The organism is Peribacillus sp. NJ11 (genome assembly GCF_030348405.1).
Taxonomy (GTDB): domain Bacteria; phylum Bacillota; class Bacilli; order Bacillales; family DSM-1321; genus Peribacillus.
The window spans coordinates 4,124,733-4,149,167 of record NZ_JAUCFO010000001.1 but is presented as its reverse complement, the minus strand read 5'-3'; the positions used below and the strand labels follow the sequence as shown (position 1 = coordinate 4,149,167).

19 protein-coding genes and 1 pseudogene are annotated in these 24,435 nt (G+C 35.2%); 14 read left to right on the top strand and 6 right to left on the bottom strand.

The features are described from left to right. Positions 1-19 precede the first annotated feature (19 nt). The gene (locus QUF86_RS20355; protein WP_289316526.1) at positions 20-259 is read right to left on the bottom strand and encodes a hypothetical protein; all 240 of its coding nucleotides are present in this window, start codon (positions 257-259) and stop codon (positions 20-22) included. Between the two features lie 701 nt (positions 260-960). Between QUF86_RS20355 and QUF86_RS20350 the strand changes: the two genes are divergently transcribed. After that, a complete protein-coding gene (locus QUF86_RS20350) occupies positions 961-1,140 on the top strand; it encodes a hypothetical protein (RefSeq protein ID WP_289316525.1) in 180 nt (59 codons plus the stop codon). Positions 1,141-2,954: 1,814 nt separating this feature from the next. Further along, positions 2,955-4,097, top strand: coding sequence for an Ig-like domain-containing protein (locus tag QUF86_RS20345; protein WP_289335425.1), 1,143 nt, complete (start codon positions 2,955-2,957; stop codon positions 4,095-4,097). A 446-nt stretch (positions 4,098-4,543) separates the two neighbouring features. Here QUF86_RS20345 and QUF86_RS20340 read toward each other — a convergent pair whose 3' ends face one another. From QUF86_RS20340 to QUF86_RS20330, 3 genes are all read right to left on the bottom strand, one after another. Beyond that, positions 4,544-4,672: a DUF3898 domain-containing protein gene (locus QUF86_RS20340; RefSeq protein WP_289336265.1), complete on the bottom strand. Its 129-nt coding sequence runs from the start codon at positions 4,670-4,672 to the stop codon at positions 4,544-4,546. 258 nt (positions 4,673-4,930) lie between these two features. Beyond that, positions 4,931-5,953: a serine hydrolase domain-containing protein gene (locus QUF86_RS20335; RefSeq protein WP_289335424.1), complete on the bottom strand. Its 1,023-nt coding sequence runs from the start codon at positions 5,951-5,953 to the stop codon at positions 4,931-4,933. Between the two features lie 11 nt (positions 5,954-5,964). Further along, on the bottom strand, positions 5,965-6,402 hold the full coding sequence (locus QUF86_RS20330) for a serine hydrolase domain-containing protein (RefSeq protein ID WP_289335423.1): 438 nt from the start codon (positions 6,400-6,402) through the stop codon (positions 5,965-5,967). Between the two features lie 789 nt (positions 6,403-7,191). Here QUF86_RS20330 and QUF86_RS20325 point away from each other — a divergent pair. The 8 genes and pseudogenes from QUF86_RS20325 to QUF86_RS20290 all read left to right on the top strand — a co-directional run bounded on the left by QUF86_RS20325 (position 7,192) and on the right by QUF86_RS20290 (position 18,160). Then, positions 7,192-8,046 (top strand): hypothetical protein, encoded by an 855-nt coding sequence (locus tag QUF86_RS20325; RefSeq protein ID WP_289335422.1) that lies wholly within the window; start codon positions 7,192-7,194, stop codon positions 8,044-8,046. A gap of 43 nt (positions 8,047-8,089) precedes the next feature. Further along, positions 8,090-9,001: a VanW family protein gene (locus QUF86_RS20320; protein WP_289335421.1), complete on the top strand. Its 912-nt coding sequence runs from the start codon at positions 8,090-8,092 to the stop codon at positions 8,999-9,001. 509 nt (positions 9,002-9,510) lie between these two features. Further along, positions 9,511-10,584, top strand: a pseudogene (locus tag QUF86_RS20315) (helix-turn-helix domain-containing protein). A gap of 524 nt (positions 10,585-11,108) precedes the next feature. Beyond that, complete coding sequence (ppsA, locus tag QUF86_RS20310; RefSeq protein WP_289335420.1) at positions 11,109-13,721, top strand: phosphoenolpyruvate synthase; 2,613 nt, start codon at positions 11,109-11,111, stop codon at positions 13,719-13,721. A gap of 198 nt (positions 13,722-13,919) precedes the next feature. Next, positions 13,920-14,198, top strand: a complete 279-nt coding sequence (locus QUF86_RS20305; protein WP_289318386.1) for an ArsR/SmtB family transcription factor — start codon at positions 13,920-13,922, stop codon at positions 14,196-14,198. A 103-nt stretch (positions 14,199-14,301) separates the two neighbouring features. Next, a complete protein-coding gene (locus QUF86_RS20300; RefSeq protein WP_289335419.1) occupies positions 14,302-14,694 on the top strand; it encodes a VOC family protein in 393 nt (130 codons plus the stop codon). Between the two features lie 914 nt (positions 14,695-15,608). Next, positions 15,609-15,845, top strand: a complete 237-nt coding sequence (locus tag QUF86_RS20295; RefSeq protein ID WP_289335417.1) for a hypothetical protein — start codon at positions 15,609-15,611, stop codon at positions 15,843-15,845. A gap of 80 nt (positions 15,846-15,925) precedes the next feature. Continuing rightward, positions 15,926-18,160 carry a transglycosylase domain-containing protein gene (locus QUF86_RS20290; protein ID WP_289335416.1) on the top strand — a complete coding sequence of 745 codons (2,235 nt, stop codon included), beginning with the start codon at positions 15,926-15,928 and terminating at the stop codon, positions 18,158-18,160. Between the two features lie 212 nt (positions 18,161-18,372). On the opposite strand, the gene QUF86_RS20285 is transcribed toward QUF86_RS20290, so the two are convergent. Further along, positions 18,373-18,642, bottom strand: a complete 270-nt coding sequence (locus tag QUF86_RS20285; protein ID WP_289316516.1) for a hypothetical protein — start codon at positions 18,640-18,642, stop codon at positions 18,373-18,375. A gap of 339 nt (positions 18,643-18,981) precedes the next feature. Continuing rightward, the gene (locus QUF86_RS20280) at positions 18,982-19,329 is read right to left on the bottom strand and encodes a tail fiber domain-containing protein (RefSeq protein ID WP_289336264.1); all 348 of its coding nucleotides are present in this window, start codon (positions 19,327-19,329) and stop codon (positions 18,982-18,984) included. Positions 19,330-19,429: 100 nt separating this feature from the next. Here QUF86_RS20280 and QUF86_RS20275 point away from each other — a divergent pair, with 100 nt between their 5' ends. Genes QUF86_RS20275 through QUF86_RS20260 form a run of 4 tightly spaced genes read left to right on the top strand, consistent with a single transcriptional unit; the run spans position 19,430 to position 24,222 of the window. After that, the gene (locus tag QUF86_RS20275; RefSeq protein WP_289335414.1) at positions 19,430-20,449 is read left to right on the top strand and encodes a phage tail protein; all 1,020 of its coding nucleotides are present in this window, start codon (positions 19,430-19,432) and stop codon (positions 20,447-20,449) included. 2 nt (positions 20,450-20,451) lie between these two features. Next, complete coding sequence (locus QUF86_RS20270; RefSeq protein ID WP_289335413.1) at positions 20,452-21,438, top strand: hypothetical protein; 987 nt, start codon at positions 20,452-20,454, stop codon at positions 21,436-21,438. A gap of 51 nt (positions 21,439-21,489) precedes the next feature. Next, a complete protein-coding gene (locus tag QUF86_RS20265; RefSeq protein ID WP_289335412.1) occupies positions 21,490-23,163 on the top strand; it encodes a chitobiase/beta-hexosaminidase C-terminal domain-containing protein in 1,674 nt (557 codons plus the stop codon). An 18-nt stretch (positions 23,164-23,181) separates the two neighbouring features. Further along, positions 23,182-24,222 (top strand): SGNH/GDSL hydrolase family protein, encoded by a 1,041-nt coding sequence (locus QUF86_RS20260; RefSeq protein ID WP_289335411.1) that lies wholly within the window; start codon positions 23,182-23,184, stop codon positions 24,220-24,222. Positions 24,223-24,435 lie beyond the last annotated feature (213 nt).

The following is a 24,435-nucleotide window of genomic DNA, read 5'->3' as shown; positions in this document are numbered from 1 at the left end:
GTAAAGTGCTTTTTTGTATCTATTTATTTAATTCTTCTTTATTTTGATTAATGATGATTTTATTTCTTAAAATCATTTCCTTATTATTAAGTCCAATATTTAGTTCGGCAGGATTGCTCATCTTTTCTAGGAGAGACGATACAGATATTTCTAATAATTCAGGGATAGGCATGTCTGTATTATCTGATAAGCTTTTCAGTTTGCTGATTAATTCAGGAGATAACAATGACTCTAATGCTAGTCTTTCATTTATGTCCATGATTGTACCCTCCATATGTTGAATTATTTTATTAGTATAATTATATAATAAAATTTTACTAGAGTGAGATTTAATCATCCTAAAGATTTGATGTGTTTAAATGTTCATCGAGGAACGAAGTTGAGCTAAATGGAAAGGTTATGTTAAATGTAACGGTTTATTTTTAATAGATAATATGGATGACAGGTTGCTCTTAATGTGAGTCTAAAAAGTGTTTTTAAAGGATATTTGGATTTTTATGTTAAAATAAAAAGAAGAATATGGAATAACATACAACATACATTACCAATATTAAGAAATCATCTATTAAGGGGTGCAATTTTGGAGAATATTTGCTCTAAATGTAAAACAGTTATGGTGAATGCTAATCTAGATAGTTTTCCAATTAGAATTTACAAAACAGGTAAAAAACCTAATGCTAATACTATGAGCAACATTAGCCCCTGTTATGTATGTCCTTGCTGTGGGTTTATCGAGTTTTATGTAGAAGAACCTGAAAAGTTCAGGTAGAGAAACCCAACTATGAACCCTTCGTATTTAACCAGGCTATGTTAAAGGCAAAGGTTGATTTAGAAAATAGTCAAAATAAAAAACTAAAATGGATATTTATGTTTAAATGTTTATGAGAATGTGAAGATTTCTACTTAAACTAACGTAAGTAGATTAGTGAAACAAGAGGTGAAAATAAAGGGGGGGAATCGTTGGAAAATAAGGACGTCTTAATTATTGTCGGTATAATATTATGCTTTATATTATTTGTTGTAGGTATGTTATTTTCAGAACAAATCCCTCTCCTAACTTTCGTAGGGATTATTGGACTTAGTGGTATGTCTTACTTTGTATTCCGAATTGTTACGAGAGCAATTGAGAATCAAAAGTAATCACATTTTCTTATTCGAAAAATGGATGCTTTATATGAAGTTTCAGAAACTTCATATAAATAGTTATTCCTTATTCGACTAACGGGTCAGCTTTAGCAAAAAAATGGATACAACAACTGATTATGATTTATTCAAAATCAACCAAGAACTTTAACATAGTGTTTAACAAAAGGGTGCTTGTAGTAAAAAAAATGTCAAGGGAAAAATGAACTTGGATACTTTTCCAAGTTCATTTTAATGTTCCTAGCTAATATATTCGCTAGGAAGGCTACTTAATATGGTAGTGATGTAGATGTAAAAAGATTAAGAGTAGATAAGATTGCAAACTTTGATGATAAGTGGACAACTTAGGACAAAGTCTCTAATCAAGTTCAGGTTCATTATGCTAAGAGTTGTGATTCTAATATTAGCACTAAGGATACATCAACAAAAAGCCATAGAGTTGTAATTAACAAAACTAAATCAAATAGGAGTAATCAATATCCCTTATCCTTCAAAAACTAGGCGTGAAGAAAATGAAAATAAAAAAAAGCTAAACATTCGTACAGTTAGACGTTAGGAATTGGGATAATACCGAATTAGTAGAAAGTTTATATGAAATTTGCGAGACTAGTAAAGAGTATGAAAATGATGAAGTAGAGGTTCATCAGGTTGTGGACTTAGGAAAACTTAAAAACGAGTGGAGATATTTAATCATTCTAAATATTTCACAAGACATGGATAACCTAGGTGCACCAGTAGACCATTATTAAAATTTAAATAGAATTAATTATAGCTTGAGACCACCAGTCATTTAAGATATTACAAACATAGTGCTGATCCGGGTGGTGGACCTCGACAAACGAGATAACTTTATATAATAGTAGAAAAGACTAGGCAGTCACAAAGACCTCCATATTCTGGATTTAGGTATAGTGTGACTCTAGAGTCACGTTTCGAGTCACAGCGTCACTTATTGGTAGACTTGCTGCACCGCCTTCAGGATTCGAAAAGGCTTTAAAACTTTTATTTGGAGCTAGTGTTGGGATGACTGTTACTACTTTATATGTTCAAGACTTGTATAAATTAGGAGCTTATTCTGCTTGTCCCAAATGGGGTAAAAAGAAACCTAAAGTAAAAGGCGGGTAAAGCACTAGGATACTGGTGAAATATCCGAAGCTAAGGGGATACACAATGTTTGACATACCTGACTTTTCGAGAGTGAAAATGCTGAAATTAACGATACATTCTTTGCTTTTATGCATTTTAGTAAGCTTGATTAGTTTAATTATTAACGATGTTTTTTCAATTATCGTTGATGAAAGAACTAATTTTAATTTATTTTTCATTCCAATAATCATGGTTTTTTGGGTTTTGATAGCAATTAAAAAACCAACATACCAAAAATAATTTCTGGATAGGAGTCTGGGCACAATGCTCAGACTTTTTTTTGCCCTAATTGTGATCCATAAGTGAAAGACATACTGAATATATGAAGTTTCTTTCGCTTGTTTCTAAGATAACAAGTCCATTTTGAATTATTCAGTTCATCACTGTTCTCTTCGAATTGTTCATGGCACATGTGAATGGTTTTTATGATTTCTGGAATTGATCACCATATTCGACGAACTTCAGGAAACCCCTAAAGGTAGCAGGAAACTGACGCCTGGTTGATTTTCAGTTCGACTTCTTCGGGCCAGGAGAAGGGGTGGGGAGACCTTGCCATGTTTATTTTTGTCAAAATATATATAAAGAAACATATGGTAATTCAGGTACTTATGTATTAGTATAGGTGAAGTGAGTGGTTCTTTATAACGAATTCAGGAGGAGTAATCGTGCGTAATAAAGGTATTTTGTCATTGGTTGCTGTAGGTCTATTTGCTTCATCATTGTCTGTAGTTTCTGTTAAGGCAGAAGGAAACGAGAACGGATTGGCAAGAAATGCTATTGAACGTCAGGTGGAAAAACCACTTGAAAAAGGTGTTATTGATTCTAAAACGTTTAATCAACTTGAAAAAGAAGTATTTGGTTCTCAATCACATTCAGTTAAAGGTTTTAACAAAATGGGTAGAATGAGTAGTTCTGCCAGTAGCGATTATATTTTTGAAACTGAGTACAATGACGACTTTGATTCAGCTGATAGTGCATCTTATGAAAAAGGAACAATCGGGCAATTGCTTCCTTTAAATGATGTTGATTTTCATAAAGTAGTTGTTCCTAGTAGTGGAGTTTTATTAGTGGCAGGATTAACAGACTCATATGTTATTGATCTAGTATTTGCTGCTGTGCAAAAAGATTTCGTTAAAAATAGTAACTTAGTATATCTAGGTAGTGAATATGATAACGGTGTTGAAGTACAAGCGTATCAAGCTAAAAAAGGCACATACTATGTGGGTGTTATAGACCAAGATAACGAATATATTGACGATAATACAGAATATGACATTTACGCTACGGCAACAGCATTTGTAGACGATGTTAAACCATCTAAGCCATCTGTTAATAAGGTTGATAACAATGACAAAGTAATAACGGGAAAGGCAGAAGCTAGTTCTACGGTTACTGTTAAAAGTGGAAGTAAAGTGATAGGTTCTGCAAAAGCAACATCTAAAGGAACATTCTCTGTTAAAATAGCAGTTCAAAAAGCAGGCACTAAATTGACAATCACAGCTAAAGATAGTGCAGGGAATGTGAGTTCAAGTGCATCGGTAACTGTAGTAGATGTTGTCGCACCAAGCAAGCCAACAGTAAAGAAAGTAGATGACAATGATAAAGTTGTTACTGGGAAAGCTGAAGCAAATTCAACTGTAACAGTGAAGGTAGGAAGTAAAACCCTCGGTTCAGCAAAAGCGACTTCTAAGGGGAGCTACTCAGTCAAGATTAAAGCACAGAAAAAAGGGACTACACTTTCTATAACCGCAAAGGATAAGGCAGGGAATACTAGTTCAAAGGCAACTACTAAAGTTGTAAAACAATAAGTTCAATAACAGAGTCGAGGATTAATTCCTCGGCTTTTTGTTTATAAAAGGATTTCTAGCAGATGTTATATCGGTGTTATTTAAAAAATTGAGGCGGTTTATGAAAAGAGACCATTCACATCTCTTTTAGTTAGCAACGACACTCTTAATAACTTATCAAAGGGATTGTTATCATGTGTCGTTTCTTTGTTCCTTATTGTTACTGTTATGTAGGATATGAATGTATCTATAAATTTGTAACGAAAAAAATGAGTATTAAATAAAAACCACTCCGCTTTTTTTGCAGCGGAGTGGTTAGATGAATAATTTATTAAATGGAAAGATATTGATACAATCCATAAGACCTTAATATTTTATTTTTCGTGGCACAAATGTGGTCACAAAAAATGCGGGAAATCATAGACTATATTAGCGTTCAAAACCCCTAAATTAACCCTCTAAATCTCTCATACCTTCCTACTAATCCGCTCCACAATCTCCATCAAATCATCCGGCCTATGAAACTCAATCGGTGATACACCTTTATCGAATTCTATTGTATCGGATTCTATCATTAATACATACTTCCCGTTAATAAGGCTTTGATAATTGTCACTTTCACCGATAATTTACGTATATTTTAAGGGTTATTTTGCACACCCAATTTAAAAACCCAGCTACCTTCACATGAGAAGATTAGCTGGGTTTCTTAATTATTTACATCATCATTTATAGAACTATTCGGATCCGCCTAGTATATAGCGACTGTTCATTGTTCAACAATCACGCTCTTTAATGGAAAATCGTTCTTAAATCGGGAATCCCATTTTTGATACATATCGATCAACATATTGTTAAAATTGTTTTATCGAGATTTGTTTCTTCTTTAATTCAATTTCATTTTTGGTAAAAATAAGTAATAACCCAAACAAATAATAAATGATGCTTGTCGCTATGACACTATAAAATAACACCGTAATCGTAGTTGGGGCCCACACTTTTATAAATGTCCATGGATATCCAAATAAAATTTTCGGGAACATGATTACGAGTGTCAAAATTGCAGCTACAATCAGCGTATGGATGGATAATAGTAAGATTCTCTTTACGTTTAATGATGTCCTAATGCGTTGTTTTCTAACAAGCTTCCTCATTACTCTTATCGATAGTAGGATGAAAAATAAACCAAAACAGCCGACTACAATACAGAGGATGGTCACGAATCTATCCAACTTTTGATATCTATCTGAATGATTATTAGTAACATCGTTTCCCTCCCATAAATCCATCACACCTTGACCTATGGCTGTCGTAAAGCTCGTATTCATATTGGACAGAATTGCTACCCCTAATTGTTCATCGGGCTGCATGATGAAATACGAGCTAAATGTTGGGTTCTCTCCAGCATGAAGAATATATTGTTTCTCGTTTTTTTTCATAACTCCCCATCCGCTGGCATAGTAGGTGTCCTTATCGAAAGGCTCAACTGACTGATCAGGGATATGCGATTCTTGAATGAGCTGCTTGTCTATCGCATTGCTTGAATCGTTTCCTAATTGTAATTTCATCCATTTTGCTATGTCATTCGTATTGCTGATAAGATATCCAGCTGGTATGTTCCCCCGATAAATGGGCGGCGTGTAAGACTGCTCTTGCATAAATCCTATTTTATAACCAGAAGCTATATCAGTGGACTGAACTTGATGCAGCCCAACGAGCGAGTCTTTCATACCAATCGGCTCTAATATCTGCTTTTTCATATATACATCATAGGGCTGCTTCGTTACGTTCTCGATAACGAGTCCTAATACCTCGTAATTGAGTGTTGCGTATTCAAATGAGCTGCCTGGCTTCCAATCTAATTGCTGATTCAGCAATGTTCTTACATTCAACTCAAGGGCGTTATCGCATTACTTTCAGGAATTTGAGTTATAGAATTAGTAGCTATCCCGCTGGTATGATGAAGAAGCTGATTCAAAGTAATCGTCTGCGGCTCTCCATTATATTTTAACTCTAACCATGGGATATACTTCCGGACATCATCTGAGCGTTTTAACAGCCCTTCCTTTTCCAATTGCAGAATGGCTAGACCTGTAAATGCTTTCGTTGTCGATCCGATTTCAAATAATGTATTAGAGGTCACAGGTGTTTTCGCCTTTACATCAGCGTACCCGAAGCCTTTTTGATATACCGTTTTCCTCTTTTCTACAATAACTAACGATAACCCTGGAATTTTACTAATGCTTCTTTGCTTTTCAACAAACTTATCGATCTTTTGAATTTTTTCACTTGATTCGGCGTTAGCTATTTTTGGGTGTGAAGCCACTAACCGCCAAAATCATAGCAATCATTAACATACAAATTCTTACTGATGGTTTCATTACCGATTCCCCTTGGTCAAATTTATGTTTTTTATGTAGCTATTGCTGCAACAAGGAAGTAAATCGTTTGCATGACCGTGCTGCTAGCAGATTAAGCAACGTCGTTCCCCCCCATTTCAGTCTATATGTTCTGAATAACGTTTAGTATAGCGCGCAATAATCACCGAAACCATCTATTTATATAACAAAATCACGCGTCGAAATGACAAAGTTTTCACAAATCTTGCATGTCCTAGTCTGCTTTGTAGCCAAGGAGGGGGTATCCAATGTGGTTTGTAAAGCGAGTGCTGTTTGGATAGCCGAAGGTGCTTGGAAGGTTAAAAATACTTGTTCTCATAAAGACCACCCCCTATAAATGTTCTCTTTATTCCTTATGATTAAGAGTAATGAAATTTGACCATTTAACTTTTTGCTCCCTGGTTAGAACAGATGTAGTCGGTTTCTTTTTTTCAAATGTGAGGTTAAACACTTAAATTAAGATGTACTAGCTTATAGAAACAGTTTAACAAAGAGAGATAGAGGTTAAATTTACCCCGAGAAATATCAATGCATTCCACTTTCAAAATGAACTTTTTGATTGAGCCATTTTATGCCTTTATAGCTGATTCCCCCAAACCCAGTGTTTTAGAACATAAATTAACAGGGAGGAGTTTAATTTGAAGAATTCCCAAATATTTGAAGGTATTCAACTGATCATGTCCTGAAATAATAAGAAAAAGTACAGGAGAAACCAAATGAAAAACAAAAAAATTTATCAGGTATTTATCGCTATTTTTATAATTGTCTTAATGGTCGATCACTCGGTCTATGCAATTGAATGGGAAGATGAAGAAGTACCCATTAGCTTTAAAATTGAGATGTTACCTTGGGAGATTGTAAACAACATTATTCCTAATAAAACAAATTTCACCATTATTGATATTGAAACTGGTTTATCATTTAAGGTACAACGAAGAGCAGGTAGCCATCATGCCGACGTACAGCCACTAACCAAAGAAGATACTCAAATCATGAAGAAAATTTATAATAATAAATGGAGTTGGAATAGAAGAGCCATTATTGTATTAATCAATAATCAAATGATTGCTGCATCAATGCACGGAATGCCACATGGTGCTGGTGCTCTTCAAAATGGTTTTTCAGGTCATTTCTGTGTTCATTTCTCTGGAAGCATTACGCATCGTTTGAAAAACGAAGACCTTTCTCATAAATTAATGGTATTGAAAGCGGCTGGTAAGCTTGATGATTATATACAAACGGTAAGTCCCTATGAACTTATACGTATTTTTACCATTGCCATAAATCAAGGAAATCAGAAATTATTAGCAATGACCTTATCAAATCCGAGTCATCCTAATCGAGCCAATAAACTTGTTAAAGATATTACATATTTTGGAGTAGTTGACCCTTTAAGACAACCTCCTGAACAACTAAATGGGCTATTTCTCGTGGATGTACCCGTTCAAGTAGCTATTTATAAGAAGAGAGAAGGTAAAGAAAAAAAGGTTATGCATTTTATGATCCGAAGGGAGAGTTTGACTGATCGTTGGTTCATTGATCAAGATGCGATCTATGAAGACTTAAAATAAGATTTGTAAAAATAAATTCCAATCCAATATGGGGGTGAATTCTATGCGATTATCATGGATTGCCGGACTGTTACTATTCGTTCAACCAGTGAATATTTCTGAAAGCATAGCGGTAACCCACCAAGGACAAACGATTGCTAGTGTCAACCATGCTGATATTACTATGCCCTTCCTAGATGTTCCTATCATGGACGTGGATAAATACAATCAATTTGTCGAAAAAATAGACCGACAAGTTTACCAAAAACCTGTAAATGCCACAATAGACAAACAAGGTAATATTCTTCCTGGGCGGGTGGGTTACAAGCTATACCATCAAGCATTTAAAGAGCAATTTTATTCCTTTTTGTACAGTAATAGAACCTATAAACTAGAAGTACCTTTGCTTGCTATTCATCCAAAAGTTGATAGCGAAATACTTGCGGAGATTCGTGAAAAAAAGATAGGTGAATATAGAACTTATTTTAATGTGAACAACAAAAATCGTACAAATAATATCTCGCTTGCTACAGAAGCCATTAATAATTATGTCGTGTTTCCAGGAGAGGTGTTTTCTTTTAATCAAGCCGTTGGCAAGAGATCAGTAAATAAAGGATATATGCTTGCTCGAGTTATCGTTAAAGGAGAGTTTTCTGAAGGGATTGGTGGAGGGATATGTCAGGTGTCATCCACCCTGTTTAATGCTATCGACAATGCAGGGTTGCAAACTATTCAACGCTATTCCCATACTAGGAGCGTTCCGTATGTTCCATCTGGCCGCGATGCTACAGTAAGTTGGTATGGTCCTGATTTTAGTTTTAAAAACAAGTACAATCAACCTATCCTAATCCGAGCTACAACGCAAGGAGGAATGGTAAGTATCAGGGTTTACTCTTCAGATATGATAAATTATAAGACACGAAAAGTTCCCGCTGCTTCAAATCAGATATCAAAAGAACAGATTTACCGTTCGTAAAAGTACACTTTTACGAGCGGGTTGTTTTTTTTATAAAATCACCTACTTTTCTGAAAAAATTCATTTTCAATCCAACAATATGGACGGAATACGCAATAGCCCCGCCGTTGTATAATTTCTGAACCTTACCTTGTACCTAATCTTCGGATCAATATAAATGAATTTCACCAACAATTAAATCCTGATACTGGCTATAGAATTGTTTCCTGGCTGCAGGAGTCACAAACTCCACCGGCTGGCTTTATCCGGTTATTACTGCATCGGTATATTGATAATTAATAACCTTAAGCCAATCATGCGATCGTTTTCCAATTTGTAAGGTAGATTATGTAAATGAAAAGCCGACACTATACTTTAATAGTGTCGGCTTTTAATGTAGCTTTAATATAAAGTTAGATAATTTTAAACAATATTTCGGGATTTTTGTGTAGGTTTAATTTTATATATCACAAGAAATATCAAATAAAAGGAATTGATACCTCATATAATTTTATTAAGGAGTGAGATAAATGAATGAACAGATACAGCTTATGATTGATTGGATTGAAGACAATTTAAAAAATCAATTTTCATTAGATGAACTATCTAATTATATGGGGTAGTCCCCTTATTATTGTTCGTTTAAATTTCACCAAGTAACAGGTATAAGTATTAGGCGCTATATTCTTCTTAGAAGATTGTATTTATCCACGGAAGATTTAGCAAATAACAGGAAGATAATTGACGTAGCCTTTGATTGCGATTATTCTTCGCAAGAAGCATATAGCAGAGCCTTTAAAACTGTTTTTGGTATCAATCCTAGAGAATATCAACTTAACAAGTTGCCTGTCCAGTCCCTTGTTAAGCTCACGATTAATAAAGGCGGGGAATGGTGTAGAATGAACGTTTCTAGAAAAATTGAGGTTGAACAGTTACAAAATGAGAAGAGTGAATTGTTTGACAAAGACGTACTCAACATATTGAATGGTCAAGTTATGTATGAGGAGTTTAAAGATAACAGACTAATGGGAGATTCTGATTACGCTCCATTTAATGAAGCGATGTGTGTAAACGCGACTACTAAACAAGTTTTTGATAAAGAATTTATAAACACACGAGCTTCTGGACATCATGAGTCGGTAGAGAATTATATCAAAAAGGTCATTGTTCCATTAGACAATCTTTTTAATAAAGAGTATAAATGTATCGTTTTATGGTTTGGTGAAGACATGTTTTGTCAAATGAACCTACTTACCATACTTTCCTATCTTGAACAGTCCGGATATGAAGGCAAAGTGTTCTTAAATTGCTTCAGAGAGGATGAATTTAAAGTTAATCAAGCTGAACTTAAATTAGGTCATTATTATTCTGTATACGAGGAAGTATTGGTCAATCATAATAAACCATCAAATGAACTACTTCCGGTCATGTATCAGGCAATAGACATATATTTGGATATGCTAAAAGAAGATAATGCAGTAGTAAAGTATATTTCCAAAAATAAAGATTTAGCAACATCAGAATTAATTAATAGGTTATTTGCTCTGTTCCCAACAGTAGGCTATGGAGATTTACAATATATAGAGCTTATTAATAAAACTTAAAATTGGAAGTGGGAACAAGAATTTTTAAAGACAATCAATGAAGGGGTTTCCATAAAGTGTAAAAAAACTAAACCTCTTTTTCCGTCATCCGGGACTATTCTGAACGACTTGTCAAACGAATTCCAAAATGTTGTTGTTTTTAAATGTTGTTAAATCAATCATTCTTGTTGAACTAACATTGTAGGTTAGTTTAATAAGAGATTGATATCTTATATTAATACAAGGTATTTTGGGAAAAAAACCAGATTAGATGGCATATATATTGTGGGCTAAAAGGTATATGAGCTGCTTTCGAGGGGATGAACCGGGTTATCAGGTTACTGTATGATAAGATCTAGCTATTTTTTGAAAATTGAACTCTAACTCTTTCTAAGTTAATTATAGCATATGAAAAATGGTAAATATAGACTATTTATTCTCGTTTGCTACTGCTAAAATACAAAAGAACTTTAATGAGATTTGTTGAGAGGGATAAATATATCAAAGAAACCAAAAGAAATGTAATGGTTAGGAGAGATGTATAAATGAGTTCTTTGGTTCTCGGTTTTCAGGAAATGGAAAAAACACAGCTTTTGCTCGTTGGCGGAAAAGGGTTAAAATTAGGGGAATTATCAAAAATTCAAGGAATACAAGTACCAGAAGGTTTTTGTGTTACAACAGTGGGATATCAAAAAGCCATCGAACAAAACGAAACGTTTCAAGCATTGTTGGATCAACTAACACTGCTAAAAGTAGAGGATCGAGGTCAAATTGGTGAAATCAGCAGGAAGATTCGACAAATCATTATGGAAATAGAAATTCCCTCCGATGTTGTGAAAGCAGTTGCTCATTATCTCTCCCAGTTTGGCGATGAACATGCCTATGCAGTGCGTTCTAGTGCGACTGCTGAAGATTTACCACATGCCTCTTTTGCTGGTCAACAAGATACCTATTTAAATATCATCGGAAAAGAAGCAATCTTGCAGCATATCAGCAAATGTTGGGCTTCCCTATTTACGGATCGCGCGGTAATCTACCGTATGCAAAATGGATTTGATCACAGTCAAGTTTATTTATCCGTTATCGTTCAAAGGATGGTTTTCCCACAGGCTTCAGGGATTTTATTTACCGCTGATCCGATTACTTCTAACCGAAAGCTGCTATCAATCGATGCCAGTTTTGGACTTGGAGAAGCACTGGTCTCTGGCTTGGTATCTGCCGATTGTTATAAAGTACAGGAAGAGGAAATCGTCGATAAGATGATAGCAACCAAAAAATTGGCTATCTATGGACTAAAAGAAGGCGGAACAGAGACACAACAGATCGACCCTGATCAGCAAAAGACTCAAACACTTACTGAACAACAAATTTTACAACTAGCACGCACAGGAAGACAGATCGAAGCTTATTTTGGTTACCCACAAGATATCGAATGGTGTTTGGTTGATGATACATTTTATATTGTCCAGAGTCGGCCAATCACTACTTTATACCCGATCCCTGAAGCGAATGATCAAGAAAATCACGTTTATGTATCTGTCGGTCATCAACAAATGATGACCGACCCCATGAAACCATTGGGAATGTCTTTATTCCAGTTAACCTCTTTTGGACCCCGGTTTAAAGCTGGTGGAAGGTTATTTGTTGATGTCACGCATAATCTGGCTTCGCCTGTCAGCAGAAAAACGATAATAGATACCTTGGGACAATCCGATCCGCTCATAAAGGACGCACTCATGACCATAGTAGAGCGAGGAGATTTTATTAAATCGTTACCAAATGATAAAAAAGAACTGAGTCCCAGTAAAGGCAATAAAGGTATGTCGTCTGCGGGTTTTCAAGCACAAATCGAAAACGATCCGACAATCGTTTCTGATTTGATTAAGAGTAGTCAAACATCGATAGAAGAGTTAAAACAAAACATCCAAACGAAATCAGGATCAGATTTATTTGATTTTATTCAAGAAGATATCCAGCAATTAAAGAAGATTTTATTTGACCCACAAAGTTTGGGTGTGATTATGGCTGCTATGGATGCTTCATCATGGATCAATGAAAAAATGAACATGTGGTTAGGTGAAAAAAACGTAGCAGATACGCTTTCTCAATCTGTACCAAACAATATTACTTCGGAAATGGGCCTGGCGCTATTGGATGTCGCAGATGTGATTCGCCCTTATCCAGAAGTAATTGATTATTTAAAACATGTTAAAAATGATAACTTTTTGGATGAACTTGTTAAGTTTAATGGCGGACAGGAAACCCAAGACGCTATCTATGCTTATCTCAACAAATACGGAATGCGATGTACTGGAGAAATCGATATTACTAAAACTCGTTGGAGCGAAAAACCAACTACACTTGTCTCCATGATTCTTAGTAATATCAAAAACTTTGAGCCTAATGCTAGCAATCGGAAAGTTGAGCAAGGGCGGCAGGAAGCTTTGAAAAAAGAACAAGAGTTATTAGATCGATTGAAGCAATTACCGGATGGTGAACAAAAAACCAAAGAAACAAAACGAATGATCGATCTAATCCGGAATTTCATCGGTTATCGGGAATATCCAAAATACGGCATGGTTAATCGCTACTTCGTTTATAAGCAGGCTTTACTGAAAGAAGCCGAACAACTCGTACAAGCCAACGTTATTCATGAAAAAGAAGATATATACTATCTCACTTTTGAAGAACTTCGCGAAGTACGCACAAATAAACTGGATTACCAGATCATCAGCAAACGAAAAGACGAGTACAAATTATATGAAAAACTCACTCCCCCACGTGTTATCACGTCTGATGGTGAAATCATTGTAGGTGAGTACAAACGAGAAAATCTCCCAGCCGAAGCTATTGTAGGTCTACCTGTTTCTTCCGGAGTTATAGAGGGACGAGCACGTGTCATCTTAAACATGGAAGATGCTGATTTAGAAGATGGAGATATATTAGTCACCTCCTTTACTGACCCTAGCTGGACACCATTATTTGTTTCCATAAAAGGCCTAGTCACCGAAGTTGGTGGACTGATGACCCATGGAGCAGTTATCGCACGTGAATATGGCTTACCAGCAATTGTTGGGGTGGAGAATGCTACCAAACTGATAAGAGACGGGCAACGAATTCGCGTGCATGGAACAGAAGGGTATATCGAAACATTGTAATTGCTGTTTAACTAGTGTGTTAATCCAAGGAGGATTAATGCACTTTTTTGTTAGAATACAGTTTAAATTTCTATAATGGTTCAAACTACTATTATGTGACTTTAACTTGTTAAGATAGCATGATACGGTTCCTTTATCATGCAACCATACAGTTGCTTATTCTTGACAAGCAACCGTAGAGTTGCTTATACTCGATATATGAATTGGGACAAAGACGCTATATTCAAAGCGCTTGGCGATTCGACTAGGCGGCTTATATTAGACGAACTATCCGAACGCAACGAGCTGACGTTGTATGAACTTACGGTACGTCTCATTATGAAGCACGACCTTTCCATTTCGCGACAGGCGATAGCTAAACATCTTTCTGCATTGGAAGATGCTGGGCTCGTAAAATCAAAACGCAAGGGAAAATATCGAGTACTTATATTCAACAACGAACCACTTGAAAATTTGCTGAAAGGATGGATAGAGTAATTTTATTAAAAAAACTTCTGACGAATGTATGGGTTTTTCTGCTTGGAGCCAGATTGTTAGCATAGTACCATACATCGCAAATATCAAAGGAGACAAAAACAGTATGAAAATCATTGTTACCAGTATCTTCGTTCAAGATCAAGACAAGGCATTGGAATTTTATTCAGAAAAGCTGGGATTTGTAAAAAAGCATGACGTTCCCATGGGGAAATTTAGGTGGATTACGCTTGTTTCTCCCGATGATCATGACGGTACCGAGCTTTTACTCGAACCGAATGAGCATCCTGCCGCAAAGGAGTATCAAGAGAAGTTATTTGCTGAAGGCATCCCAGTAACCATGTTTGGCGTTGCAGATATTCACGTAGAGTACAAACGATTAAGCGAAAAAGGCGTGAAGTTTACCATGGAACCGACAAAAATGGGCGAATTAACAATAGCTGTCTTCGACGATACATGTGGAAACCTTATTCAGATATTGCAGAAAGTAACTTTATGACGAAATAACCTAGTTTCTAAACGCCTTTTTTGGTAATATTTAAGTTCGGTGAAGTGTTTTTTTATCAAAAATTAAACAACTTTATGTTAACCCTGTCCTAATTTTAGGACGGGGTTATACATGTTTAAGGTATAAAATTAAATAACATAGTTGTCATTCTCAAATAGAAATGTAACCTTGTAAATTAGTTCACTTAAACTCTAACGGGTGCTTTCCTTTATTAACGATCTTCAGCAAACGGGCGCGATTAGGGTAGAACCCTTACATTTAAACGACTTTATTGTTATATTTTTAAGTGCATAGAAGCGTCTTACATTTTAACCCCGTCCTAATTTAGTACGGGGTTATGCTTGTTTAAGGTTTTAAAATTAAATAACATTATTGTCACTATGGTCTATATAGGTAAGTTATCCAGGTTATTACGTAAAACGAACATAATATATAGAAAAAGAGAATGTGCTTAAACGGGAACAAAAGTCGAAGATCCAGCTGCCATAATTGGTGGCTTTTTTATTGACTAAAGTGCAGATTTGGTCTTTATATAGAGGGGGGAATCGAGGATTAAATATTTTGCCCCCATAATACTAAGGTTCAATCCGAATTAATATTAATGGACTTAAAAAAATGAAATTTTCTATACACGCTTTGATATATATCTTTTTAGGCTGTATCTATGGTATTCATGAAATATTTATAGATGGTACACAAAGGTATTTTTCAAAAATAGTAGGAATGCTATCCATCATTTTATCAACATGGGTATTTGCTTCATGAATAACGTCTTTGAAAGACAAAGCTGGTCGATAATTGCATTCTTATTCAGTATATAAATTTTAAGACTATTCGCTTCAAATAAGTAGACGTGTTTCCCTACTTAAGACAATCAGAAGTTGTTCTCGAAAGGGGGATTTAATTTGAAGAAATTTATTGTTTGTTATACCTTGGATAATGATATTAAACGAGAAAAAATAATAAAAGGGCCAGATGTAAAGAAGGAAGACGTTCTAAAAGATGTATTAGATAAGATAGTACGAAGTAATTACTTTATTGCGAAAACCGACCAAGGAGAGTATAGGATAAATTCTTCCTTAATACGTTATATACAGGTTTTGAATGAAATGCATTGTTTTAAATACCATACTAATCATTAATGACTAGTGAGTAAATAAAAGGTTATTTGCATAGTTTTCTTCAATTTTGTTGAGTAACTTGAATATGGGAGAGAAGATTAATGTCAGAAACGTATCGTTCTCGTCAGGAACGAAAACAAGTGGAAAAAACAAAACAAGATCAAAAAAAAGGTAAAAGATCCCCTAAAAGAAGGTCTTTCTTGAAAAAAGTTTTACTTTGGTGTTTACTGTTAGGTGTTGTTTCAATTGGAATAGGGGCAGTTACGGTTGCAGCAATGATTAATGATGCACCTAAAATAGATGCTTCAAAACTAGTCGATCCGCTTTCTACCAAATTATACGATAAAAACGGGAATTTCCTTTACGAATATGGTAAAGAAAAGCGGACAAAAATTAAGTATTCTCAAGTTCCAATAATGTTGGAACATGCTTTCATTGCCACGGAGGATGCACATTTTTATGAACACAATGGCATTGATATAAAAGGAACTGCGAGAGCAATCTTCAAGAACCTAAAAGGGGATTTCGGATCTCAAGGCGGAAGTACGATTACACAGCAGGTCATTAAAAACTCCTTTTTGTCACCTCAGAAAACAATAAAGCGAAAGGTACAGGAATGGAGCTTGGCCTATCAGCTTGAGCAAAAGTATTCTAAACATCAAATCTTAATGATGTATTTAAATAAGATCTACCTTGGAGACGGGGCATATGGTGTAGCAGCTGCCGCCAAAAATTACTACGGAATCGATGCCGATCATCTAAATAAATTAACACTTCCGGAGGCCGCTATGTTGGCGGGGCTCCCACAGAGTCCAAGTTATTACGATCCCACTGAACCCGAACATGTGAAAGCTGCAACAAATCGTCGTAATATTGTTTTAGAAGCTATGTATAAACAAGGGTATATTACGAAAAAGCAATTGGAGGATGCAAAGAAGGTTCCAGTTACATCAGGAATTGTTCCAAAAAAGAAACAACAAGGAATGCCGTACGAGGCGTTTTTGGACGCTGTTGTAAAAGAAGTTGAAAGAAAGCTGAAAAATGTAGATATCAGTTCGGATGGATTATCTATTTATACGACGCTAGATCCAAAAGCTCAGACCTTTGCGGACAAAATAATGAACACCGATACGATTATTTCTTATCCAAATGACAATTTTCAAGGAGCCTTCGTATTTTTAGATACAAAAACAGGAGAAGTTCGAGCTATTGGAAGCGGTCGAAACCAATATAAAGCTTCCTTCCGAGGCAACAACTTTGCGGTTGATATTAAACGTCAACCAGGATCTACTTTCAAGCCAGTCTTTGATTATGGTCCAGCTATTGAAAATTCAAAATGGTCTACAGCACACCAAATTAATGATCATGAGATAACCTACTCAAATGGTCAATCTATTTCTAACTGGGATCATCAATATCACGGAATGTTGTCGATTAGAACAGCACTTCAATGGTCATACAATATTCCAGCACTCCTTACCCTTCAAGAAGTAGGGATGGATAAAGCACAAAACTTTGCAGAAAATCTGGGTATTACTTTTAATAATAATAAGGTGTACGAATCATATGCGATTGGAAGTAATACGGTTAATCCATTAGAGTTGGCAGGGGCATATAGTGCTTTTGGAAATAACGGTGAATACAATACACCACATTTTGTTCGTAAAGTTGTCTATCCTGGTGGCAAAGTTGTTAATTTAACTCCAAAGCCAAAACGCGTTATGCATGATTACACAGCTTATTTGGTGACGGATATGTTACGGACAGTCGTAAAATCTGGTACAGGAAAAACAGCAAATGTCCTTGGACTAGATGTGGCTGGAAAAACTGGCACAACCAATTTTGACAGTAAAACCAGAGTACAATATGGATATCCATCCGGTTCGGTAAATGATAGTTGGTTCGCTGGTTATACACCGCAATACACTATGGCGGTTTGGACTGGATATACTAAAAATGGTCCAGGTAATTATATGGATGGAAATACAACTAAAATCTCGCACCAAATGTTTAAGGTCATGCTGGAAGCGTTTGGAACAGACCAAAGTAGCTTCCAGCAGCCTAGTGATGTATACCAGGTGAATAATGAACTGTTCATTAAAGGTGCAAATCCTGAAGAAGCTCCACCAGTTACAAAAAATAATAAAGATAAACCATTTGATATTGATGGAAATAAAGAGGATAAAAAACATAAACAAGAGGAAGAGAAACATAAACAACAAGAGGAAAATAAATACAAACAAAAGGAAGATAAGCATAAACAACAAGAGGAAAAGAAACACAAACAAAAGGAAGAGAAGCATAAACAACAAGAGGAAAAGAAAAACAAACAATAAAGATTTTTAGGATGGGATCGCATTGGTTCCATCCTTTTTTATGATACACAAAAGAGAATGTGAAGGTTTCTACTTAAACTATAGGGTGCGTTAGCTGAAGATCAGAGAATGGATATGAAGATATGTTCCCAATCGATGCAAATAAAAAATTCAAATGATTTTTATATCGCACGCCTAATTAGTGTAAAGAAACTTATAAATTGAAAAAGCACTTAACCTAAATGGTCAGTGCTTTTTTGTATTTTAGTTAATACTTCTTTATTCTTATTAATAAAAACTTTATTTATTAATATCATTTCTTTATTATTAAGCTCATCATTCAGTTTGGTAGTATTGTCCAGTTTCTCTATTAGAGAGACTACTGATGACATTGCTAATAATTCATGGATAGCTATGTTTGTTTTAGCAGATAAGATTTTTAGCTCAGTAAGTTGACGAGGAGATAAAATAGACTCAAATGGTTGTCTTTCATTTATTTCCATGATTGTACCCTCCATATGATGAATTATTAAATTATAATAGAATTATATAATAGAAAACCAAATAGAATATATTAATCATGTAAAGATTTGATGAATTGCAGAAGGTTGGATGACTTACAATGCAATTCGTAGGTCGTGGTAGAAAAATTAATGACTATAAACAACCCTTTAGAAAAAGACAGCTAAAGGGTTGTTATACATAAAGATTGGCTTACTACTGTTTTTTAACTGTGCCGACCTATATACCCCCTGTTAGTAAGGGATTTGTGGACAACGTTATTATCCTATATATTTAATCAAAAGAAAAAGGACCAGTTTTTGGTCCTTTCGTTTGCTGCTTCATTCGGTTTGACCTATAGACTCAAGAGCTGATAGACGTGCCTCTAGGTTAACTAAATTCATATGTAACTGAGCATTTTCATCCTTGAGTTTTTCAACTTTCTCATTTAACCCTTGAATCGCAGCCAAGGCTACACCGTGCAAATCGGTGCTTGAGATGTTTATATCATCATCCCCATTTAGTCCGAAGGTGGCTTTGAAATCTTGAGCAGTCGGGCCAATGTGACGCAAACTGGACAGGTCCTCTTTGTAGTTCCAAGACTGGATTGGCATGCTTACTAATTTGTCAAGAACCTGGAGCGTGTTGACATTCGAGAAATTCTCCTTAGCATTCTTATCACTGGTGATTGTAATCCCACGTACCTGAACGTCACCATTATTAAGGACACGAAAGACCTCAGCGTTTCTGTTATCTCTGCCGATGATAATGTTTCCAGTACCCCATTAATTGACAATCAAAGCTGTTGTATTCCTTCCTCGAGTTGTAGCGATAAGAGCAGTATTATTATTACTCTCAGCTTCTACTTGGAAAGAGAATGACTTTCAATTTAGGTATAAACACAATATTACAGGAACAGACCAAGAGTATGAACTCAATACTTTGAGAACTTATGTAAAAGGTTACGGTAAAAAAAGAGAAGAAACCGATATTTCAACTGGTGTTAAAACTACACTTACTGTTGATGACTTTGATGGAAAATGGGATAACCCTACAGTAGAAGAAAAAGCGGAATGGGATGCAAAAAATACAGGAGTTGGAATGGGTAAGAAAACAGATGTACTAGGTGATAGTTTTCAATTCAAGTTTACAGGCACAGGTTTTAGCATGGATATGATCTGTACGTTCATGGGTGGAAAGGTTGTATTTACAATTGATGGCGACCACACCAAAACTGTTTCTTTATATGATGGAGCATCAAATAAAGTAAAGACTTTTGAAATCATTAGAGGTTTGGAAAGTAAATCTCATACAGTTGACGTTAGGCTTGAAAGCAGGGATGGGAAAAACACATATACAACAGGAAGTACATCACCTGTCTTTTTTCAATCTACAGGAAAAGTATTGCAATTATATCGAAGCAGAGTTGGTAGTGAAAAGTATTATGCGAGTGTTGATTATTTAAGCCCAAACAGCTCTATACCCGAATACGGAATTTTACATGCAGATCCAATATACGATGACAGATTTACAGATAATACAAGTCTACTGAATTACATTATAGATGAATTAAAAGATACCCCTCTAATTTCCACACAATTTGATTATCACACTTTAGTAAATGATGTTGGTCAGGATATTGGACTAGGAGATGCTGGGTGGCTTATTCATGAGAAATTAGGGATTGAAATCTATACAAGAGTTGTGGAAATAACGGATTATCCAACAAGCGTTAAAACTCCAGTCATTACGATTGGAAATGTACTTTTAAATGGAACAGAACAGATGATTAAAAGAAAGGGGAAATAATTATGGTTTTTAATCCTAAAGAATTGGATCAATTACAATTCAACAGAGAATATAGAGATACTTTAAACGAAAATTTTAAGGGTGTAGGCAATGAATTGAAAAAGTTAGATGACAAAAATTATGTAACAAATAAACGTTTGACCACTATTTTAGTAAACCCAAATGGGGGTGGCAATCCAGAAGTCCTTGCTGCGAGAACAGCGAAAAATGGAATAACGTATAATTCATTATTTCAACATACCGAAGCAATGGAATCAGACATTGAGGATAATGCAAATAACATACAACAACTATTAACCTTTCAAGATAAATTTAAGAAAAGGATTAATATTGATGAGCCTGTAGATATATATTATTACGTCAATAAAGCAATTGGGAGTGATACCAACACCGGACTTTCTGTTGCTACACCTTTTAAGACCATTCAGAAAGCATTAGACACGATTCCTCAATTAACGTCAGGTGGGGAAATTACCGTATGGATAGATAATGGTACATACGCAGAAGATTTAGTTCTTAGAAATAAGAAGGGTTCAGATATTAAACTTGTAGGTAATCAAAATATCCCAACCAATGTAAAGATCAATTCATTTTATGCGGTTAATGTAGATGCATATTTGAATGTTAGTGGCATGGAAGCAACAACAACTACAAAAGATGGATTCTATTACAATCGTTGTTCTTATATAAATACTAATAATTGTGTAGCAACAAAGGATAATAAAACAGCGGGAATGGCTGGAATTAGCTATTCAGCAAGCAAAGGTGCTGTATCAGGGTGTACTGTATCAAATAGTGTACATGGAATCATTGCCAATTTTAGCTCTCAAATTACCATTGAATCTAATTGCACTGGTACAGGAAATACAAATGGGATATCTTGTGCACGTTCGATTATTCATAAGTACGGCAATAACACTGTAGTTGGAACTAAGAATGAGAATATTTATGGCGGTGGTATCATTTCAAACGGTGGAACTATAGGGTAAGCACCCTGTAATAGAGTGCTTATTTTTTATGTTTTTGAAAGGAGAAAAGATATGTATAAACCATTTTCAATAACAGTGGACACAATGAAAAAAGTACAAAACAACATGTTCACTATAAATACCAATGATTTAAATACACCACTAATAGTAATAAATGTTTTACAAAATGGTAAACCAGTTATTTTAGCAGAAGGTGTAGAAGTAAGATTAGCTATACAGAAACCAGATGGAAAGAAAGTATTTTTAGATTGTCAAGTTAATAATGTCTTAGAAGGAGAATGTGAAGTTAAATTAACTACACAGGCTTATTTAACAGAAGGTCTTCATGTAGCAGAGTTGATGCTTTATTATGCTTCTAACTATGTATCAGTTTCCACTAAATTTTCCTACTCGGTAATCAAGGGGATATTGGATAATGATTCATTGGAAAGTGCAAATGAATGGCCTATCCTCAATCAAGCAATAGCTGCTGGAGAATTCCTTAAAGAATATGATTTAGAAAGACTAGCTGAGATTGCAGACATTATCGAAAGTGGCGGAGGTACTGGTGGTGGATCAGCTCCATCAAATGTTATTTTGTTTGAGGATTGGACAGGAAGTGAATCAGTAATTATAGATACAGGAAACACAACACCTACTCCTGACACAACTGCTCCAGTACTAACAATCACGCCTAATGGTGGCACTTTTGCAACTGCTCAAAGTGTAACCATGTCCACCAATGAAACAGCAGAAATATTTTACACCCTAGATGGAACTACACCTACAGTTTCCAGTACTAAATATACGAGCGCTATAAATCTAAGTGATACTACAACAGTTAAAGTAATCGCAAAGGATACAGCAGGTAATATTAGTACCGTTAAATCTGTTACCTTTACAAAAGATGCTTCAGCACCAGCGGATACAACGCCGCCAGTATTAACAATTACTCCTGCCGGAACATTTACAGATACTAAAACTGTCAATATGTCTGCAACTGATAACATTGGTACAGTGACTATTTGGTATACGTTAGATGATTCTAACCCGATTGCTTCAGGTACGCGGGTTCAATATACAACACCTTTGATATTGACAGCAACTGACACTGTTAAGGCTTATGCAGTAGATACTGCTGGAAATGCAAGTGCTGTGCAGACTGTTACTTATACAAAAACGAGTCCGGTATCAATTGTTTCTGATTCGTTTAACAGAGCAGACAATGTGAATTCTTTAGGAGTTGCAGATACAGGACAGACATGGATAACTGCTGTTTCAACCGGAAGTGCTGGAGTGTGGGGAATATCCTCAAATCATGCATACCAAGTATCAACAACAGCAACGGCTGATTTTACAGCGGTTTTAGATTCGACTAAATCAGATTTAATTACAGTGCAAGCTGATTTTGTTACTGTTGTACCTGTGAAAACTAGATTAATATGGAGGTACGTTGATAAAGATAATTATTATCTTGCTCAAAACAACGGCTCTAATAACGGACTACAGATCTATAAAAGAAAAGCAGGGGTATTTACATCTTTAGGAACGTCATCACTATTTATTACAAATGGCAACACTGTAAAAGTTAAACTCAATGGAAATACGCATGAAATTTATATTAATGATTCACTTGCAAAATCAATTACAGATACTGATTTTAAAACAGCAACTATGCATGGACTTGGTACAGCAAACGGAGACAACACTTCACATTTCGACAACTTTAGTGTTACAACGTTTTAACAATGGAGGGTAGATCAAATGCAAGGTAAATTTAAAAAAATAAAAGATAATAACGGTTCGTTTATTTACCCTATTACAAGAGCAGAAGGTGTTTTTGTAGAGGATAATAAAACATTGAAGCAAAAACTATCAGAAATGGTCGTTGGAAATAGTCCCAATTATATACAAAACTTTTATAAAGGTTCTAAAAGTGGCAAGAAGATTGTATTTGTTGGAGACAGTACAACAGATGTTGCTCCTGCTTTATATAATCGCTTCGATACACTTTATATTGGGAGTGGCAAATTACTTGAAGGAGCTACATACCTAAATAGGGGGGCAGATGGGAATACTGTCCGAAATTTTGTGATTAACGTGGGTAAAAACCCACTTAATACAGTAGTTGCAGACCAAGCAGATTTATACGTATTAAGTTATGGAATTAATGATATTCGTGTTGGAGGGAGCGTAACTCAAATACGAGATGACTTAAAAACAGTCATTGACCGTATGCTTAATGAAACGAGTAGCTATATATTACTAAGGATTCCAAATACATTTCTAACTACATCAACCGCAAGTTGGGTAACGCCTAACGAACTGGCAGAGGAATATTCATCACGATTATCTGAAATATATGAGAGTTTTAGAGGTTATAGTCCTAGACTAGACATTATTGATATTCCTAACCTAGTGTTCGGACGTAAATCGCTCGCTTCTCACATATTGATGAAAGATCAACTTCACCCAAATGATTTTGGCTATAGAGCGATTGGAGATGAAATCGCGGAGCATATTAGTGCGAGGAAAATTGACTTTAGTGATTTTTATGATCATGAAGTGATTGCAAAAGGGTGGATAAACAATCCGGCAACTGATCTAACATTAACTACATTTAAATTTTTCACTAATAGTTCGAGAACAATACAAGTTGATGATGTTGTCTATTTAGGTAATTCTTTTTCATTTGTTATTAAAAATGCACCAACATTAAACACTGGCTATTGGACAATTACGCATGAGCATGTGGGTAGCTTTAATAAGTATGGAACTGTTAAAGTCTTAAGGGAAAAATCTTAAACTTTTACCAGTCGTGGGGTTCGCGATCTTCCCAATTTACATCATCTTTTATCATTTCCTTAAATGCATCACTTTGCATCCAAGGAATATTTACATAGCATGCAAAAAATATAACGGGTGTAATTACTAGAGCACAAAAAATAATCATAAGTTAACATCTCTCATTGTTATTTATTAAGAATATAATATCGCGATTTTTAAAAAAAAAGGAAA

Coding starts and splice junctions, on each gene's coding strand:
- QUF86_RS20355 (WP_289316526.1), bottom strand. CDS start 259: ATGGACATAAATGAAAGACTAGCATTAGAGTCATTGTTATCTCCTGAA.
- QUF86_RS20325 (WP_289335422.1), top strand. CDS start 7,192: ATGAAAAACAAAAAAATTTATCAGGTATTTATCGCTATTTTTATAATT.
- QUF86_RS20320 (WP_289335421.1), top strand. CDS start 8,090: ATGCGATTATCATGGATTGCCGGACTGTTACTATTCGTTCAACCAGTG.
- ppsA (WP_289335420.1), top strand. CDS start 11,109: ATGAGTTCTTTGGTTCTCGGTTTTCAGGAAATGGAAAAAACACAGCTT.
- QUF86_RS20305 (WP_289318386.1), top strand. CDS start 13,920: ATGAATTGGGACAAAGACGCTATATTCAAAGCGCTTGGCGATTCGACT.
- QUF86_RS20300 (WP_289335419.1), top strand. CDS start 14,302: ATGAAAATCATTGTTACCAGTATCTTCGTTCAAGATCAAGACAAGGCA.
- QUF86_RS20290 (WP_289335416.1), top strand. CDS start 15,926: ATGTCAGAAACGTATCGTTCTCGTCAGGAACGAAAACAAGTGGAAAAA.
- QUF86_RS20285 (WP_289316516.1), bottom strand. CDS start 18,642: ATGGAAATAAATGAAAGACAACCATTTGAGTCTATTTTATCTCCTCGT.
- QUF86_RS20270 (WP_289335413.1), top strand. CDS start 20,452: ATGGTTTTTAATCCTAAAGAATTGGATCAATTACAATTCAACAGAGAA.
- QUF86_RS20265 (WP_289335412.1), top strand. CDS start 21,490: ATGTATAAACCATTTTCAATAACAGTGGACACAATGAAAAAAGTACAA.
- QUF86_RS20260 (WP_289335411.1), top strand. CDS start 23,182: ATGCAAGGTAAATTTAAAAAAATAAAAGATAATAACGGTTCGTTTATT.